Origin of the sequence: Delftia acidovorans SPH-1 (assembly GCF_000018665.1) — a bacterium.
GTDB lineage: Bacteria > Pseudomonadota > Gammaproteobacteria > Burkholderiales > Burkholderiaceae_C > Comamonas > Comamonas acidovorans.
The window spans coordinates 4,617,209-4,633,942 of sequence record NC_010002.1; the positions used below are offsets into that span (position 1 = coordinate 4,617,209).

Here is a 16,734-nt window from a genome sequence, read left to right on the forward strand (position 1 = left end):
AGGTGAAGTCATGAATTCTGCCGCCATCGCCCTGAACCGCTTCGGCCTGGGCGCCCGCCCTGACGACGCACTGCCCGCCGACCCGCAGCGCTGGCTGCTGGATCAGCTCGCGCGCTACCAGCCACAGCCCCCTGCCTGGGCCGGTCACACGGACACGGACGCGCTGCTGTCCGACTACCAGTCCCGGCAGCGCGAGCTGCGCAGCCTGCCTGAAGACCAGCGCGCCGCCGCCCGCCAGCAGTTGCGCCGTGGCGCACGCAACGGCTACCTGGACGCAGTGAACGCGCGCCTGGCCAGCGCCATCGACACACCCACGCCGTTTGTGGAACGCCTGGTGCATTTCTGGTCGAACCACTTCGCGGTCTCGGTGGAAAAGCCCGTGGTGCTCGACCTGGCCGGCGCCTACGAGGCCGAGGCCATACGCCCGCACGTGCTGGGCCGCTTCGAGGACCTGCTGCTTGCCGCCGTGCGCCACCCGGCCATGCTGGTCTATCTGGACCAGGCCCAGTCGGTGGGACCCGCCAGCCCCGCTGCACAGCGCGCCGCCCGGCGCAACCCGGACAAGACACGCGGCCTGAACGAAAACCTGGCGCGGGAAATCATGGAGCTGCACACCCTGGGCGTGCGCAGCGGCTACACCCAGCAGGACGTGACCGAGTTCGCCCGCGCGCTCACCGGCTGGAGCCTGGGCAATGACGCTGGCAGCCCGGCCGCCGGCTTCCAGTACCGCCCGGCATTGCACGAGCCCGGACCGCGCCGCCTGCTGGGCCGCAGCTATGCCGCAGGCGGGCAGGAGCAGGCGCTGGCCATCCTGCGCGACCTGGCAGCCTCCCCCGCTACCGCGCTCCATGTCGCGACCAAGCTGGCACGGCACTTCGTCGCCGACGATCCGCCGCCCGCGCTGGTGCAGCGCCTTGCGGCCGCCTACCAGCGCAGCGGCGGGGACCTGCCAGCCGTCTACCGCGCGCTGATCGATTCGCCAGAACCCTGGGCCGCGCCAGCCACGAAGTTCAAGACGCCCTGGGAATGGGCCGTCTCTTCCATGCGCGCACTGGGCCGGCGCGAGTTGAAAGGTGCTCAGGCCGCCGGCCTGCTCAACCAGCTCGGCCAGCCAGTGTGGCGCCCCGGCTCGCCGGCCGGCTACGACGACATCGCCGCCAGCTGGGCTGCGCCCGATGCGCTGGTACGCCGTGTCGAGCTGGCGCAGCGGCTCGCAGCCCAGGCCGGCAACAGCGTCGATGCGCGCGCGCTGGCACCCCGATTGCTGCCCGGCGATGCACTGGGCGCGGGCACGGCCGAGGCCATTGCCCGATCCGAAAGCGGCAGCGGCGCACTCGCGCTGCTGCTGGTCTCGCCCGACTTCCTGCGCAGGTGAACACCATGACCACGATCCATACGAACGCCACGAACATCGCGACCAGCACGATGGCCAGGCGCAATCGCCGACATTTCCTGGGCCTGCTGGCCGCAGGCACCGGGCTGGCACTGGCAGCGCCCCACCTGGCGTTGGCGCGTGCTGCCACCGAGCGCCGCTTCGTGTTCATCATCCAGCGCGGCGCGGCCGACGGGCTGGAGACCCTGATTCCCTATGCCGACCCCGGCTACGCCCGGCTGCGCGGCGCCATCGCCGTGGACACGGCTGCGGCCACGCGGCTGGACGGCATGTTCGCGCTGCATCCCTCATTGGCCGAGACCGGCAGGCTCTACGCCCAGGGCCAGGCGCTGTTCGTCCACGCGGCCGCATCGCCCTACAGTGACCGCTCTCATTTCGACGGCCAGAACGTGCTGGAAACCGGAGGCAGCGCGCCCTACCAGGTCAAGGACGGCTGGCTCAACCGCCTGGTCGCCCAGTTGCCGCACCGGCAAGAGGCCATTGCCTTCGCGCCCACCGTGCCCATGGCGCTGCGCGGGCCGGCGGAAGTGGCCTCCTACGCGCCGTCCTCCCTGCCCCAGGCCAGTGACGACCTGCTGCTGCGCGTGGCCAGGCTCTACGAGGGCGATGCGCAGCTGCATGCTCTCTGGACTTCCGCCATGGACACGCGCGGCGTGGCCATGGACAGTGGCAACAACCGGCCGCGCCTGGATGGCGCAAGCCTGGGCAAGCTGGCAGCCGGCTTTCTTGCCCGCCAGGACGGGCCGCGCATCGCCATGATCGAAACCGGCGGCTGGGACACGCACAGTGCACAAAACAACCGGCTGGCGGCCCAGCTCAAGAACCTCGATGCACTGATTGCGGCGCTGCATGACGGCCTCGGCGATGCCTGGTCGCAGACCGTGGTGCTGGTGGCCACCGAGTTCGGCCGCACGGCTGCGGCCAACGGCACCGGTGGCACCGACCACGGAACAGGCGCCGTCGCCATGCTGATGGGCGGCGCGGTTCAGGGCGGCCGCGTGCTGGCCGACTGGCCTGGCCTGCAGCCCGGCCAGCTGTTGGAGAACCGGGACCTGAAACCGACCACCAGCGTCGATGCGCTGATTGCCTCGGCCGCCGGCGAGTGCTTCGGCATCGACCCGCAGCGGCTGGCGCGCAACCTGTTCCCCGAAGGCCATGCCCTGCCAGGCGGTGCCCCGGCGCGGTCGCTGCCGCCATTGCTGAGAGCATGAACGCGGGCCGCACGCCAACGTGAAAAAGGGCCGGCGCCTCAAGGCGGCCGGCCCTTGTGCCATGTGCGCAAGATCTGGCGAGATCTGACCAGTGGCCGCTCAGTGGCCAATCTCACGGCTGACCTGGTTCTCCTGCTGGTTCAGCACATGCTGCTCGCTGCGCGTGATATGACCGCCGTTCTGGCTGGCCATAAGGCGTTCTTCCTGGCGGATCTTGTGGTCCTGCTGGTGCAGCGCAGCCGCCTGGCCATGGCTGATCTCGCCCTTGCGCACTTCGTTGTGGATGCGGCGGTCCTGGTTGGCCAAGCGGCCGTTGACCTCGGCACGGCGCGGATGGGCCTGGTCCCAGGTGGCGGCGGATGCGGCGCTGCCGAGGCCGGCCAACGAAACAGTGGCAATGACGAGCATGAAGGCTTTGCGCAGGGACATGGTGTTTCTCCTTGAAAGGATGTGGACGGACGTTGCTTGCAGAAAGCCGATGTCGGCTTGCCACATCACTTCAACGCACGGCCAAGGCCAATCCGTCGCGGATCAAGCAAGTCCATCGTCCATCCGGGGCCGCGCACGCTACATTGGCAAGCACCGTATCCGTCCCACCTCACCAGGCAGCATGCAGCACACCCTCTCTTGCGAGAACACCACCAAAGACATCCAGCTGAGCGCCGTGCGCGTGCGGGGCATGAGCGTCTGCGATGGCATCGCACGGATGCACATGGATCTCGAAGCCAGGGGCTCGCCCGATGCACTGGACGTGATGCACCACTTCTTCAATTACTTCTGGCTCAACGACCTGGACCTGCCCTATCTCGCCGAGCTTCTGGATCTGCGCAATCCTCAGGTGGGCGCCGTCAGCCTGCGCGAGGACGGCTGGGCGCAGATGGAGCCGGACCAGCGCCAGGTGCGCATCTGCAGCACCTACGGCGACTCACCTTGTGCGCTGATCGCCTGGGAAGAGTTCAGCGCGGCCATGCAGCTCAAGCACCGCTTTCTTGGCCTGATGCGGCGGTATGAGGGGCACGGCATCCCTCGCTACAGCGTCGCGGAAGGCTTCAGGGTCCGGCTTCACGCGCCCGGACTTGAGGGGGCCCGCGCACAGGGTCGGTGATCGATGCGGGCCATGCTCGCTCGCATTGCTCAGCTACGGCGCCTCATCCTCCGCGCCCTCCGGCCCTACCCACCAGGCCCAGCTTTCTTCCTCGTCGGGCACGGGCAGTTCGCGGGTCTGCACTGCGTCGATACGGCGCCCTGCGCCACCGGCTTGCCATGCGTTGAGCAAGACATCGACGGCGGCGCGGTCCACTGCGGCGATGCCCAGGTTGCGATCGGTCTGCCAGGACGGCTCGTCCTCGCGTGGCGAAGTTTCCTCGGCATGCTGGTGGGGCGTGCCGTAGCTGCAGCGCATGCAGTAGTGGCGGATGCTGGCCGTCCAGTCCTCGGCATAGCCTATGCCCGGGGCTTCGGTACCCAGCAATTCCTGCAAGTCCTGCGCATTGGCGCAGGTGATGAAGACCACGAAGGTCTGGAATGCCGAGGGCTCCAGCCGCTGCAGCTCGTTGAAGACCGGCACTTCGCGCTGGCCGTTGAACCGCTGGCCGGTGGAGGCGCCGTCGTGCAGCACGATGTCGCCGAAACGATGGCCGCTTTCGGGCAGCGGCACGTTGAGCAACTGCGCGCGCACGGGGTCGATGCGGCGCATGAACACGGTCTCGCCGCCCTGCCAGGGGTGCAGGCGCACCACGGCCACGCCGTAGTCACCCTCGATGGTGCCCTGCTCGCCGGGCACCTGGATGCCGCAGGCCTTCCACAGCCTGCGCGCCGTGGCCCAGTCGGACAGCGCCGTGGCCGCGATGGCGCCATTCCAGAGGCTGGCTTCATCGTCTTCGCCGGCCAGTGCAATGGCGCGCAGGTTGTGGTCCAGCGATGGCTGCCAATCGCGCTGGTACTTGCGCGCCAGGCCCAGCATGTAGTGGTAGTGGCGGTTGTCCGGCATATGGGCTGCCAGCGCCTCGAAGGCCTGGGCAGCCTCGGCCAGCGCGCCGCGTTCCATGTCGGCATAGGCCTGGTCGTGCAGGGCTTCGAATTCGTCGGGTGTGGAGGAGGTCACGGTGCTGCGATGGGGCAATGCTGGACAGCGCCAGGCGGCTATCGCACGCCGGGCGACGAGCTGCCCATGTCGACTTTCAGGTCCGGGAAGGAACTGACCATCTGGACCTTAAAGTCGGGGAAGGAGGTGACGATCTTCCACTCCCCGCAACTGTCTGCAAAGGAGTCCACCACCTTGACCTTGAGGTCCGGGAAAGAGCTGGTGGCCTGGACCTTGATGTCGGGAAAGGAGTGCACGATCTGGACCTTGCCGTAGAGGCGGATGCCTTTGTAGGTGCAGTTTTTCTTGTCGAAGTCTGCGGCGTGAACGAAGGCCGGCAGTGCGAGGCAGGCAAGGACAAGGCTGAAACGCGGCAGAAGTGGCATATGCGACAAGGGAGTGGGTCTTGAGAAACAAGCCAGGCCATGGCTTGCGGCCGCCCGCATACTAGCAGCCCGACCCACCCCTGCGAATGACGTCCCGCACATGCCGTCCATCCGTCCTCTGCGCTCCCTGCTTTTGCTGTTTCTGGCGATCTCGGTCGAGGCGCTGGCGCAAGCGCCATCTCCCGAACCTGTCACCGCCGATGCTTCCGTTTGCAGGCACCGGGCCGACACCGCCTGCCTGCAATCCTTCAACCTGCCCGGCAACGCGGGGCGCATGCGCTACTACGCATCGCAGGCGCCGGTGGCCAGCAACGGCGCCATGCCCCGGTCCGCGCTGTTGGTGATGCACGGGCATCCACGCGATGCCAACCGCAGCTTCGAGGCCGGCCTGCGGGCCGCCGAAGGCGCACAGCGGCTGCAGGACACCCTGGTCATCGCCCCGCTGTACCAGGTGCCCGAGGACCAGGCTGCGCATTGCCACAGCCGTGGCGTGCCCGCAGCCGGGAACGCAGACGCGGTATGGACCTGCGCGGGCTGGCTGGCCGGCGAGCCCTCGCTGGGGCCGCATCCGATAGGTTCTTTCGCCGCGCTGGATGCGCTGGTGGCCGAGCTCGTGCAGCGCTGGCCCGGCCTGCGCAGCGTGACCCTGGCGGGGTTTTCGGCTGGGGCGCAGATGCTGCAGCACAGCGTGGCCTTTGCAGCCGATGCGCCGGGTTCCGTGACCTTGCGCTACGTGATCGCCGATCCGGGCACCTGGCTGTATTTCGATCCCGTGCGGCCACAGCCGAAGATAGCCGGGCAGAGCACCGACTGGGCAGCCTGCGGCACAGGCGCGGCGTTTCCGGGAGCGTGCAGCTATGTCTTCCATGCGCCGCCCGCAGCCAGCGCCTGCCCGGGCCATGACCGCTGGAAGTACGGCCTGCAGGACCTGCCCGGCCACCTGGGGCGCGATGCGGCTGCCGCGCGGGCCCGCTATGCGGCCGCGCAGATCGACTACCTGGAAGGCGCCCTGGACAGCAGCGCGGACAAGGGCGCGTTCTATCCCATCCTCGACAAGTCCTGCGCCGCCATGCTGCAAGGCCCGTTCCGGCTGCAGCGAGGCCACGCCTTCGCGGCCTACGAGCGCGAGCTGCTGGCGCCGCAGCGGCCACGCCGCTTCGTCGTGGTGCCGGACTGCGCCCATGATGTGGCTTGCGTGCTGCCGTCCCTGGCCGCGCGGCCCCTGCTGTTTCCACCAGCGCCCTGACCCCGCAACGGAGTGCCCCCATGACCCCCACCACCGAACAAAAGCGCGCCACCTTCCACGCCCTGCACCGCCAGGGCTGCTTTGTGCTGCCCAACCCCTGGGATGCGGGCAGCGCCCGCATGCTGCAGGGCCTGGGCTTCAAGGCGCTGGCCAGCACCAGCTCGGGCCATGCCTGGTCGCTGGGCCAGCCCGATGGCGCCATCTCCCGCGAGATGACGCTGGAGCATCTGCGCAGCCTGGTCGCGGCCACCGATCTGCCCGTAAATGCGGACTTTGAGAGCGGCTTCGGCCTGGGCCCGCAGGAGGTCGCCGAAAGCGTGCGCATGGCCGTGGACACCGGCGTGGCGGGCCTGTCCATCGAAGACTCGTCGGGCGATGCAGCCAACCCCTTGCGCAGCATCGAGGAAGCCGTGGCCCGGCTGCGCGCCGCCCGTGCCGCCATCGACGAGGCCGGTGGCGGCACCTTGCTGGTCGGGCGTGCGGAGAATTTCTTCGTGGGCCGGCCCGATCTGGACGACACCATTGCCCGGCTCAAGGCCTATGCCGAGGCCGGCGCGGACTGCCTGTACGCACCCGGCATCCGGAGCGCCGAGCAGATCCGTGCCGTGGTGGCGGCCGTGGCACCCAAGCCGGTGAATCTGCTGATCGGCGGGGCCAGCGAATGGAGCCTGCAGGATGCCCAGGCCATGGGCGTGCGCCGCATCAGCGTGGGCGGCGCACTGGCGCGCGCAGCCTGGGGCGGCTTTCTGCATGCGGCGCGCTCCATTGCCGAGACGGGGCGCTTCGACGCGTTCGCCCAGGCCACGCCGGGCGCCGAACTCAATAGGTTTTTTCAGGGCAAGGACTGATCCGCACCGGCCTGCAGCCGCTGCGCGGTCATGACCCAGACCGCGATATCGAGCAGGGCGGCCGCGCGCTCCGCTGGCGGCAGCTGCAGGTCCAGCACGTCGTCCATCTGCCGTGCCAGGGCGGACCAGCCCAGCAGTGCTGCCTGATCGGCCCAGGCCCGGCCTGCGGCCAGCAGCGGTGCGCAGCACATCGTCGAACAGCTTGCCGCCCACGGCGGCGTAGCGCAGCAGGTCGGCATCGTTCAGTTGGGCGACCAGGGGCTTCCAGGCCGCGTGGTACTCATGGCGGCGGCGGAATCCGGCCTCCTCGCGCAGCGCCAGCGCCCAGTCCAGCGTGGACGTCACCTCGTCATAGGGCATGCCGGGATAGCTGAGCACCAAGCCTATGCCCTTGTACACAGGCAGGTCGGCGCTACGGGCGTGGGCCAGCCATTGCTTGGCCAGCACGCGCACTTCGGCAGCCACATGGGCGTTGGTCAGCTCCTCGCTGCGGCCCGACAGCACATGGCCGCGCGGCACGGTGAGCCGCGCAAAGGCCAGCCAGCGATCGCCGGCACGCACGCGGCGCGGGCGCCGATCTTGTCAGGTCGCGGGCACCGCCACTTGACAGGCTGTCAAGCAGGCGACTGCCACCGCTGCGGGCCATGGACTGTACTGGGGACTTTTCGCCCAGGCGTACTGCCCGGCCTCGCCATGCCGCCTATACCATGGACCGCGACATGACACGCGCCATGACACGGGAGCCTGACCATCTCATCACCGCCGCAGCCGGTCTGGACCGCGGCGCCCGGCATGCGGCCGGCATGTGGCCGACCTTCGGGGCATTGCACCCCGGGCCGGCGGCTCCCACGCCCCCAGATCCCCAGATGGAAACCGCCCAGGGCCTGTGCGCCCTGCGCTGAAGCCCCTAACCCAAGAACCACGACCCCGGAGACACCCCATGCCCCAGACGCACAAGCTCTTTGACGACGACGCCTACCTGGACCGCTGCGAAGCCACCGTGACGGCCGTCAGCGCCGAGGGCGTCGAGCTCGATGCCACGGTCTGCTATGCCCGCAGCGGCGGCCAGGCCGGCGACACCGGCACGCTGACCCTGGCCGATGGCCGCAGTCTGGCCCTGATCGACACCGTCTATGCCGATGACCGTCAGCGCATCCTGCATGTGCTGCAGACCGATGCCCCGCCCCAGGTGGGCGAGCGCGTTCAGGTAGCCATCGACTGGGACAGGCGCCACCGGCTGATGCGCCTGCACACCTGCCTGCACCTGCTGGGCGTGCTGGTGCCTGTGCCCGTGACGGGCTGCAGCATCTCGCCGGACTCGGCACGCCTGGATTTCGACCTGCCCGAGTCCACGCTGGACAAGACCGATCTGACGGAGCGCCTGAACGCCCTGATCACCGCCAGCCATGCGGTGAACGTGGACCGCATCACGCCCGAGCAACTGGCCGCCCAGCCCGACCTGGTGCGCACCGCAGGCGCCGCGCCCCCGGGCGGCACCTCCACGATCCGCATCATCGACATCCCCGGCCTGGACCGCCAGCCCTGCGGCGGCACGCATGTGCGCAGCACGGCCGAGATAGGCACGGTGGCGGTCACCAAGATCGAGAAGAAAAGCCGCACCAACCGGCGCGTGGTGGTGCAGCTCGCCTGACACCCCCCCAGACCTGTTGATGCCAGGCCTCAGGACATCCAGGACCTGGGCGCCACAGGCCCGCTCGCGTCAGGGGATCCCTCGCCTCCCTGGGCCAGCCCCTCGCCCTGGCTGCCGGACTTTCGCACCAGTTGCAGGATCTGGTCGAGCTGGTCATGCTCGACGGCGATCGAGTGCAATCTGAACAGCACATAGGGAATGAGGACGCTGGCGCAGGCCATGGCCGCCAGCGCCGCCTGTTGATGGGAGCTGTCGACGAAGAACGCCGTCAGCAAAAAGATGGCGCCGATGATTGAGCCTATGAAAACAAGAAATCTCATACATTCCCTCTATTTTCAGTAATCGTACCCAAATGTGACTGACGTGAGTAGAGGCATGCGAGCTGTGGGGTTGCCCGTCGCCAAAAGACCACGGGCGGCAAAACCGTTTTCCTGCGGCGGCCCGAATGCATGCCCTGCATGCGCGACGCCATACCGCATGCTCCAAGCGCAAGTCTTCGAACTCTTTTGACTTGATTCAAATCAACCTGCCGCCCCCGATCCTGTCTATGCTTGGGGCAGCCATACAAAGCATCCATGGCGACAGACCGCCTGCCGGTCCATGGCCCTCGGATGCCAGCCACCTCACCCGCTTTTCAAGGAGAAAACAATGGCAAAGCAATGGAAGCCCGTCCTCTTGGCCCTCGCAATGACTGCCGTCGCCGCGCCTGTGCTGGCCGCCGACTGCGCCGTCGAGATCGAAGGCAACGACGCCATGCAATTCAACAAGCCCACCATCAGCGTGCCCGCCAGCTGCAAGCAGTTCACGGTCAAGCTCAAGCACGTGGGCAAGCTGCCCAAGACGGCCATGGGCCACAACTGGGTGCTGAGCAAGACGGCCGACCTGCAGCCCGTGGCCAATGACGGCATCGCCGCTGGCGCGGCCAAGGACTTCGTGAAGGAAAAGGATGCCCGCGTGATCGCCCACACCAAGGTGATCGGCGGCGGCGAGAGCGATTCCGTCACCTTCTCCACCGCCGCCCTGAAGGCCGGCGAGGCCTACAGCTACTTTTGCTCCTTCCCCGGCCACTCCGCGCTGATGAAGGGTACGCTGACGCTGGCCAAGTAAGCCGGCGATCTGCCTTGTGCGCGGGGCCTTGTGCCCCGCATTCCATACGGCGGCACTTCGGTGCCGCTTCTCATTTGTGGAGATCGGAGCAAGCAGCCTGCCCGCCGCGCTTCATGCCTCTTCAGTGCCGGCCTGCGGCCCCCCTGCCATGCGAGAGGCCCTGCATTTCCACGCAGCCCTTTTGCATCAGGCGCAGCAGCAGCTGGGTCCAGCTGGCGTCGGCCCATTTGGCGCTTTCCAGCACCAGGGAGCGCGCGGCCTGCAGGCCGTCGCCGGGCTGCAGCTCCACGCGGAAACTGCCGCGTTCGCGCTGGGCCGTGACGGCCACCACGCTGCCCAGCAGGGCGATGTCATGCGAAGGCCTGGGGCCCTGCGGGCCGTCCAGGTCCACGCGCAGCACGCAGCCGGGGCGCAGTTCGTAGGTCCAGCGATGGTCGGCGTGGCCGGCCGCGCCCATGGCGTTCATTTCGGCAAGCCGCTGCTCCTGGGTCATGTCGTAGGGGCTGATGATGGGCGCCTGCTGCTGCGGATAGCCCTGCACGCCGTCCAGGCAGGCGGCCATGAAGACCACGGCCGCCGCGCATGCCAGCAGTTTCCATGCGCCGCGCGGGCCCCGGCGTTCAGCGCGCGGCATGGGCTGCACCGACGTCTTCACCACCCGGTACCTGCAGCGACACGTCCACGCGCATGGCCAGCACCTTGTCGATGGCCTTGCCGTCCATGTCCACCACCTCGAAGCGCCAGCCTTCCCATTGCACGGTGTCGGTGACACGCGGCAGCCGGCCCGTGAGCAGCATGACCATGCCGGCCAGCGTGTGGTAGCGGCCGCGCTCTTCCTCGGGCACGGTGGCCAGCTCCAGCCGGTCCTTGAGTTCGGGCACGGGGATGTGGCCGTCCAGCAGCCAGCTGCCGTCCTCGCGCTGCAGCGCCCAGGAGTTGCGCGGGTCACGCGGCTGGAATTCGCCCGCGATGGCCTCCACCAGGTCCTGCAGGGTGACGATGCCCTGGACCTCGCCGTACTCGTCGATCACGAAGGCCATGTGCACGTCGGACAGGCGAAAGCTCTCCAGCAGTTCCATGCCGGTGATGGTCTCGGGCACATAGAGCGCGGTCTGCATGGGCTGGTCGGTCAGGCCCTGTTCCTTACCCTGCAGCGCGCGCGACAGCCACTGGCGCGCGTTGAGCACGCCGATGATGGAATCCATGCCGCCGCGCACCACGGGAAAGCGCGCGTGGTCGGACTGCTCGATCACGCGCAGGTTGTCCTCGAACGGCGCATCCGCATCCAGGCAGACCACGTCGCTGCGCGGCACCATCAGCGAGCCGATCTGGCGGTCATCAAGGCGGAACACGTTGCGCACCATGGTGTGCTCGTGCGATTCGATGACGCCGGCCGTCGTGCCTTCGGCCAGCATGGCGTGGATTTCTTCCTCCGTGACGGCGCTGCCGCTGTTTTCCTTGACGCCCAGCAGGCGCAGCAGCGCATGGGTGGACACGGACAGCAGCACCACGAAGGGCTTGGTCAGATGGGCCAGCCAGTTGACTGGGCGTGCGATCAGGCGCGCAAAGGTCTCGGGATAGGTCTGGCCGATGCGCTTGGGCACCAGTTCGCCGACGACGATGGAGAAATAGGTGATCAGCACCACCACCAGCGCCGTGGCCGTGTAGCCGCCGTAGGGCGCGGGCACGCCCAGGCGCTGCAGCCACTCGGCCAGGGGGGCGGCCAGCGCGGCCTCGCCGACGATGCCGTTGAGCACGCCGATGGAGGTGATGCCGATCTGGATGGTGGACAGAAAGCGCGTGGGGTCGGCCCCCAGTTGCGCGGCGGCGGCGGCGCCGGCATCGCCCTCGTCAATGAGTTTTTGCAGGCGCGCCTTGCGCGCCGTCACCAGCGCGATCTCGGACATGGCGAAGACGCCATTGAGCAGGATCAGCGCAAAAAGTATGGCAATTTCCATGATGCGTGTTGTGGGAACCGGAAGCCGCAGCTGCGGCAGAAAGGGCCCATGCGGCGATGGGTCCGGGAAGAAGGAAAGCCAGGGGCCAGCCCGGCAGCCGGGCATTCAGGACAGGGTCCCGAAGCGGCAGAGGCACCGCAGGCGCAGGGCACTGCAGGTCAGAAAAACGGCAATGGGGATCAGGCTGCCCGGGGAGGCCGGTCGGGCGGGGCCAGGCTGCGCCAAGGGCCTTCGCGCAGGCTGGCGGTGATGTGGCGCCCGGCCTGCAGGCGGGGTGCCGGCATGCCGTCCACGGCGTGCACGACATCGGGGAGGTCCTGCTGATCGTCCATCAGCGCGTGGTCGAAGTCATCGAGCAGGGACACCGTGTCCACCCGCGGCGCCGCCGCGCGCTCCGGGCCGGCGCAGGCCGCGCGCGGGTGGACACCGGGCGGCTCGCATGGCTCGTGCGGCAGGGCGCGCCATGGCGCAAGCCCCAGCGTGGACAAGGCCACGCTGACGACGAAGTGCAGGGAGAAAACCGCGATGAACCATCTGGACATGGTCTTCGGATTCTATCCATGCCCGTGAACCGCAGACAGGCAGGCCGCCTGTCCACCGCTGTTCGCCGCTTCCTACAAGCGGCGCGCCGGCGCCGTGGAAACATGCGCCACGGCCCACTCTCCGCCCTCTGCCATGAAAGCCATCCATACCCTTTTCACCGTGTTGCACGCCCTCATCGCGCTGCTGTTTTCGCTGGCCGCCGTGGCCCTGCTCTGGATCGCGGGCCTGAAGGGCTGGAACGCCATGGCGCATGGCGTGGATGGCGAATCGGGCCTGCGCATCGTCGAGGCGCTGGGCATCCTGGCCTCCGGCGTGGTTGCACTGCAGATCGCCCAGACCATCACCGAAGAGGAAGTCATACGCGAGGCCCACATCAGCGGCCCCACGCGCGTGCGCCGCTTTCTCTCGCGCTTTCTGGTGGTGCTGGTCGTCGCGCTGGCCGTGGAGGCCCTGGTCGCCGCCTTCAAGACGCAGGAAGAACCCGCCCACCTGCTCTACCCCGCCGCCCTGGTCAGCGCCGTGGGTGTCCTGCTGCTGGGCTGGGGCGCCTTCATCCACCTCAACCGCTCCGCCGAGGAGCTGGAGCCCGAGGCCATGGAAGAAGCCAAGGGCGAGGACCACAAGGTCAACAAGTCGTGAGGGCCAGGCCCGCGCACGCAAGGGTTGACAGGCCGCATCGCCGGCCTCAGGATGCGCGGATGGTTTTTGCCACGCACCGCCTCACGACCACCACCACGACCGCCAACGGCGGACCGTGGACGGATACCTGAGCGCCGCAAGGCAGCCACCATCCCCCAAGGCCCCGCCCACGATGGTCGGGGCCTTTGCGTTTCTCCGTGCATCCAGGGCATCACCGGAGAGACTTCATGCAGATTTCCCCTTCCGCCCCTTCCGCCGCTTCCTCCTCGACGGCCGCACCGGACGGCCCACGGCGTGCCCTGCTCGTCATCGACATGCAGCAAGGTCTTTTCAACGGCAGCGATGCGCCGTTCGACAAGGACCGCGTGCTGGCGAACACCGGACAACTGATCGCCCGCGCCCGTGAAGCCGGCGCGCCCATCTTCGCTGCGCGCCACACCGGCCCTGCAGGCTCGCCGATCGCCCCGGGCAGCCCGCTCACGCAACTGCTGCCGCAGCTGGGCATCGAGGCACAGCGGGACCGCGTCTTCGACAAGACACGGCCCAGCTGCTTCGAGGGCACCGGCCTGGCCACCTGGCTTGCCGAAGCCGGCATTGCCGAACTGGTCATCGCCGGCATGAAGACCGAGTTCTGCGTGGACACCACCTGCCGTGCCGCAGCCGGCCTGGGCTTTCGCCCGGTGCTGGTGGCGGATGCCCATACCACCACCGATTCGCCGCTGCTGCAGGCCGAGCTCATCATCGGCCACCACAACCGCACGCTGGGCGGCGCCTTTGCGCAACTGGTGCAGACTGCGGACTGCCGGTTCTGAACGGACTTCGCGCATGATGGCCATGGCAGCGTCACGTGTCGTGCCGTGGCAGCCTTGCATCAAACCAATATGAATGATTTCCGTTAACTGGTTCATGACGTGCGCAGGCCTGGCATGCTGGCCTGCAGCGCACCACAGGAGCGAGCAATGCCCGAACCTCTTGCACCGTCGGCCGGCCCGGCTTTCACCGATGCGCCGCCCTCCACGCCCCGGCAGGAAAAACTGTCCGACGTCAGCGAGACGCTGCGCATTCCGCTGACCGCCCGCGCACTGGGCGACCGGCTGTTTCCGGGCATGGCCGTCAGCGATGCCCATGCCTTGGACACGCTGACCCAGCTGGGCGACGACGGCAGCCGCTGGCTTCAGGACAGGCAGAGCATCTACGGCGTGCTGGCGCGCACGCACTGCTTTCGCGCGCTGGCGCAGGACTTTCTCCGGCGCCAGCCGCAGGGCCATGTCGTGAACCTGGGCTGCGGCCTCAGCGACTATTTCCAATGGCTGGACAACGGGCAGATGCACATGACGGATGCGGACCTGGGGCCGGTCGTTGCACTGCGCAGGCGGTTGCTGCCCTGGCAATCGGAGCGCCAGGAGATCCGTGAATTCGACCTGGCCGACGCCGACTGGTGGCAGCGGCTGGGACTGCCGGCCGACAGGTCAGGGCCTGCCGTCTTCATGATGGCCGAAGGCGTTTCCATGTACCTGCAAAAAGAGCAGATACAGGCGCTGTGGACCACGTTTGCGCAATGCAGCCCGCCGGGTTCGGAACTGGTGTTCGACGCCATGTGCTGGCTGGCCGCCGGGCGCGCAAGCCAGCACCCCTCGGTCCGGCTCACCCAGGCCCAGTTCCATTGGGGCCTGCGCCGCGAGGCCGATCTGGCGCAAGCCCATCCGCGCCTGCAGCTGGTGGCCGCGCACCAGGTGATGGAAGGCTACGGCCCGCCCTACTCGCTGGTGGGGCCGGCATTCCGCTGGACCTTTGGCGTGCACTTCTATGCCATCTACCAGTTGAAGTCGGTCGAGACGGCGGCTTAGGCCGATTGAGCAGCCGCAATGAAAGATGCCCGGTCAAGCCGGGCATCCTTGTTTCTGGGAACCAGGATCAGCCTTCGTCGGCCGCGCTGGAGGACAGGGCCAGGTCTTGCCCGGGCTGCCATTCGCGCACAAAGCGGTTGCGCGGCGGCCGCAGTGCTTCGCGGCCGGACGAGACGGGCGTGCCCACATACAGCAGGCCGACGAGCCGGTCATGGGGCTCGAATCCCAGGGCCTCGCGCACGCGCGCATCGTGGCTGTTGGCACCGCTGGCCCAGAAGCCGCCAAAGCCCAGGATGTGCAGGGCGTTGAGCATGTTCATGGCGGCAGCGCCACCGGCCAGCAGCTGCTCGCTTTCAGGCACCTTGTGCTCGGGCTGCAGGTGCACGCCCAGCGCGATGATCAGCGGGGCGGACAGGGCCTTGGCGCGGAATCGCTCGGCGTCGGCCTGGGGATCGCGCGCCTTGGCGGCCTGCACGAACACCTCGCCCAGCGCATGGCGCGCATCGCCCTGCACCAGCACGAAGCGCCAGGGGCGCAGCTGGCCGTGGTCGGGGGCGCGCAAGGCCGCGTCGATGACGGTGTCGATCACGCCGGGGCCGGGCGCCGGCTCCTGCAGCGGCCAGCGTGACTGGCGCGACATCAGCAGGTCCAGCGCGGCGCGCTGCTCGGGAGTCAGGGATCTGTCGTTGGTGCTCATTCGTTGTCCTGCAGCGCAGGCTGTCTTGCCTGCACGGGCTGTGCCGGTGATTCGGGTGGCAGCTGCGAGCACGCGCCGCAATGGCCGTACAGGGCCAGGCGGTGGTCGGCCAGGCGGTAGCCGTGGGCCTGGGCCACCTGGTGCTGCAGCGCCTCGATGTGGTCGTTGCTGAATTCATCCACGCGTCCGCACTGCAGGCAGATCAGGTGGTCATGGTGCGGCCCCTCGTTGAGCTCGAACACCGCCTTGCCGCTTTCAAAGGTCTGGCGCAGCAGCAGGCCTGCGGCCTCCAGCTGCGACAGCACGCGGTAGACGGTGGCCAGGCCCACCTCGGCGCGCCGCTCGGCCAGCAGGCGGAACACGTCCTCGGCATGCAGGTGGCGCGATGCGCTCTGCCTGAAGATTTCCAGCACCTGCATGCGCGGCAGCGTGGCCTTCAGGCCGACGCTGCGCAGTTCGGGTTCGCCGCCCGGGCTCAGGGGCATCTTGCTGCGTGTCATGCGGTGGTGTCTCCGTGTGTCAGTGTCATGGCGGGGTTGTCGCCGCCTTCGGCACCCCGGTGTATGCGGACAATGCGCAGCGCATCGGGCTGCTCCACCAGCACGCAGGTCTTGCCCGTGCGCTGGCAATGGTCCTGTACGCGCCAGTACTCGCCGTGGCTCAGGCAGCCGGTCTGGCAGATCACCAGATCGGCCTCGCGCAGGCTGGCCTCGAAGGCCTCGGCGTCCTGTTCGGGCTCCCGCGCAGGCATGGCGGGCTGGGCCAGGGGCGCGGCCGTCTGGCGCTGCCAGCGTGCACGCTCGCGCAGCAGGTCCTGCACGCGCACCAGCAGCGACTCCACGCGCCGTGCCAGCGTGACGCGGCGCGAGAGGCCGGGAATGGCCTTCTCCAGCGCCTCGCGCTCCTCGCGCGCCCACAGCAGCTGGGTTTCCTTGGCCATCAAGGCCGCACGCTGGCGGATCACCAGCCTTTGCAGCCTCTCTATTTCCTGGGCTTGAAGGCACAGCAGCTCGCTGCTGCGCAACTGGGCGTGGCCGTAGCCACGCAGCAGCACCTGGTGCTCATGCGCCAGTTGCTGAATGTCGTCCAAGGTCTGGGTCATGGTTTCCTCGGCAAACCTGAGCA

General features: G+C 68.4%; 22 protein-coding genes. 11 read left to right on the forward strand and 11 right to left on the reverse strand.

The genetic code is table 11. The annotated features are described in order from the left end of the window. Window positions 1-10: 10 nt before the first annotated feature. Complete coding sequence (locus DACI_RS21250) at window positions 11-1,375, forward strand: DUF1800 domain-containing protein (RefSeq protein WP_012206019.1); 1,365 nt, start codon at window positions 11-13, stop codon at window positions 1,373-1,375. A gap of 5 nt (window positions 1,376-1,380) precedes the next feature. Beyond that, window positions 1,381-2,604, forward strand: a complete 1,224-nt coding sequence (locus tag DACI_RS21255) for a DUF1501 domain-containing protein (RefSeq protein ID WP_012206020.1) — start codon at window positions 1,381-1,383, stop codon at window positions 2,602-2,604. Between the two features lie 99 nt (window positions 2,605-2,703). On the opposite strand, the gene DACI_RS21260 is transcribed toward DACI_RS21255, so the two are convergent. Continuing rightward, a complete protein-coding gene (locus DACI_RS21260; RefSeq protein ID WP_012206021.1) occupies window positions 2,704-3,033 on the reverse strand; it encodes a hypothetical protein in 330 nt (109 codons plus the stop codon). 181 nt (window positions 3,034-3,214) lie between these two features. Here DACI_RS21260 and DACI_RS21265 point away from each other — a divergent pair, with 181 nt between their 5' ends. After that, entirely contained in the window at window positions 3,215-3,709 is a 495-nt protein-coding gene (locus tag DACI_RS21265) for a hypothetical protein (RefSeq protein WP_043782232.1), read from the forward strand. A 33-nt stretch (window positions 3,710-3,742) separates the two neighbouring features. Here DACI_RS21265 and DACI_RS21270 read toward each other — a convergent pair whose 3' ends face one another. Beyond that, window positions 3,743-4,708 (reverse strand): hypothetical protein, encoded by a 966-nt coding sequence (locus DACI_RS21270; protein WP_043783577.1) that lies wholly within the window; start codon window positions 4,706-4,708, stop codon window positions 3,743-3,745. A gap of 38 nt (window positions 4,709-4,746) precedes the next feature. After that, window positions 4,747-5,073, reverse strand: a complete 327-nt coding sequence (locus DACI_RS21275) for a hypothetical protein (protein ID WP_225971107.1) — start codon at window positions 5,071-5,073, stop codon at window positions 4,747-4,749. 100 nt (window positions 5,074-5,173) lie between these two features. Between DACI_RS21275 and DACI_RS21280 the strand changes: the two genes are divergently transcribed. Both DACI_RS21280 and DACI_RS21285 read left to right on the forward strand, forming a co-directional pair. Next, window positions 5,174-6,319 (forward strand): hypothetical protein, encoded by a 1,146-nt coding sequence (locus DACI_RS21280; protein WP_012206024.1) that lies wholly within the window; start codon window positions 5,174-5,176, stop codon window positions 6,317-6,319. 20 nt (window positions 6,320-6,339) lie between these two features. Further along, complete coding sequence (locus DACI_RS21285; RefSeq protein WP_012206025.1) at window positions 6,340-7,167, forward strand: isocitrate lyase/PEP mutase family protein; 828 nt, start codon at window positions 6,340-6,342, stop codon at window positions 7,165-7,167. On the opposite strand, the gene DACI_RS21290 is transcribed toward DACI_RS21285, so the two are convergent. Next, complete coding sequence (locus DACI_RS21290; RefSeq protein WP_225970973.1) at window positions 7,152-7,358, reverse strand: hypothetical protein; 207 nt, start codon at window positions 7,356-7,358, stop codon at window positions 7,152-7,154. The two genes, DACI_RS21285 and DACI_RS21290, sit on opposite strands and share 16 nt — an antisense overlap. Before the next feature lie 540 nt (window positions 7,359-7,898). Here DACI_RS21290 and DACI_RS21295 point away from each other — a divergent pair. Next, complete coding sequence (locus tag DACI_RS21295) at window positions 7,899-8,069, forward strand: hypothetical protein (RefSeq protein ID WP_157059691.1); 171 nt, start codon at window positions 7,899-7,901, stop codon at window positions 8,067-8,069. A gap of 38 nt (window positions 8,070-8,107) precedes the next feature. After that, window positions 8,108-8,818 (forward strand): alanyl-tRNA editing protein, encoded by a 711-nt coding sequence (locus DACI_RS21300; protein ID WP_012206027.1) that lies wholly within the window; start codon window positions 8,108-8,110, stop codon window positions 8,816-8,818. A 29-nt stretch (window positions 8,819-8,847) separates the two neighbouring features. On the opposite strand, the gene DACI_RS21305 is transcribed toward DACI_RS21300, so the two are convergent. Then, a complete protein-coding gene (locus DACI_RS21305) occupies window positions 8,848-9,138 on the reverse strand; it encodes a hypothetical protein (RefSeq protein ID WP_012206028.1) in 291 nt (96 codons plus the stop codon). Between the two features lie 328 nt (window positions 9,139-9,466). Here DACI_RS21305 and azu point away from each other — a divergent pair, with 328 nt between their 5' ends. After that, entirely contained in the window at window positions 9,467-9,925 is a 459-nt protein-coding gene (gene azu, locus DACI_RS21310) for an azurin (RefSeq protein ID WP_012206029.1), read from the forward strand. Between the two features lie 121 nt (window positions 9,926-10,046). On the opposite strand, the gene DACI_RS21315 is transcribed toward azu, so the two are convergent. The 3 genes from DACI_RS21315 to DACI_RS21325 all read right to left on the reverse strand — a co-directional run bounded on the left by DACI_RS21315 (window position 10,047) and on the right by DACI_RS21325 (window position 12,425). Beyond that, the gene (locus tag DACI_RS21315) at window positions 10,047-10,559 is read right to left on the reverse strand and encodes a hypothetical protein (RefSeq protein ID WP_012206030.1); all 513 of its coding nucleotides are present in this window, start codon (window positions 10,557-10,559) and stop codon (window positions 10,047-10,049) included. Further along, the gene (locus DACI_RS21320) at window positions 10,546-11,883 is read right to left on the reverse strand and encodes a hemolysin family protein (RefSeq protein WP_012206031.1); all 1,338 of its coding nucleotides are present in this window, start codon (window positions 11,881-11,883) and stop codon (window positions 10,546-10,548) included. Before DACI_RS21320 ends, DACI_RS21315 begins: the two co-directional genes overlap by 14 nt. A gap of 179 nt (window positions 11,884-12,062) precedes the next feature. Further along, window positions 12,063-12,425, reverse strand: coding sequence for a hypothetical protein (locus DACI_RS21325; protein ID WP_012206032.1), 363 nt, complete (start codon window positions 12,423-12,425; stop codon window positions 12,063-12,065). Between the two features lie 133 nt (window positions 12,426-12,558). Here DACI_RS21325 and DACI_RS21330 point away from each other — a divergent pair, with 133 nt between their 5' ends. The 3 genes from DACI_RS21330 to DACI_RS21340 all read left to right on the forward strand — a co-directional run bounded on the left by DACI_RS21330 (window position 12,559) and on the right by DACI_RS21340 (window position 14,912). Further along, window positions 12,559-13,065, forward strand: coding sequence for a hypothetical protein (locus DACI_RS21330; protein WP_012206033.1), 507 nt, complete (start codon window positions 12,559-12,561; stop codon window positions 13,063-13,065). Window positions 13,066-13,292: 227 nt separating this feature from the next. Next, window positions 13,293-13,877: a cysteine hydrolase family protein gene (locus DACI_RS21335; protein WP_012206034.1), complete on the forward strand. Its 585-nt coding sequence runs from the start codon at window positions 13,293-13,295 to the stop codon at window positions 13,875-13,877. Between the two features lie 147 nt (window positions 13,878-14,024). Next, window positions 14,025-14,912 carry a class I SAM-dependent methyltransferase gene (locus DACI_RS21340; protein WP_012206035.1) on the forward strand — a complete coding sequence of 296 codons (888 nt, stop codon included), beginning with the start codon at window positions 14,025-14,027 and terminating at the stop codon, window positions 14,910-14,912. Window positions 14,913-14,979: 67 nt separating this feature from the next. Here DACI_RS21340 and DACI_RS21345 read toward each other — a convergent pair whose 3' ends face one another. The 3 genes from DACI_RS21345 to DACI_RS21355 are packed head-to-tail and all read right to left on the reverse strand — an operon-like array spanning window position 14,980 to window position 16,711. Further along, on the reverse strand, window positions 14,980-15,609 hold the full coding sequence (locus DACI_RS21345) for a nitroreductase family protein (protein WP_012206036.1): 630 nt from the start codon (window positions 15,607-15,609) through the stop codon (window positions 14,980-14,982). After that, a complete protein-coding gene (fur, locus tag DACI_RS21350) occupies window positions 15,606-16,109 on the reverse strand; it encodes a ferric iron uptake transcriptional regulator (RefSeq protein ID WP_012206037.1) in 504 nt (167 codons plus the stop codon). The genes DACI_RS21345 and fur overlap by 4 nt, the downstream gene beginning before the upstream one ends. Then, on the reverse strand, window positions 16,106-16,711 hold the full coding sequence (locus DACI_RS21355) for a DUF2325 domain-containing protein (RefSeq protein ID WP_013802042.1): 606 nt from the start codon (window positions 16,709-16,711) through the stop codon (window positions 16,106-16,108). Before DACI_RS21355 ends, fur begins: the two co-directional genes overlap by 4 nt. Between the last annotated feature and the right edge of the window lie 23 nt (window positions 16,712-16,734).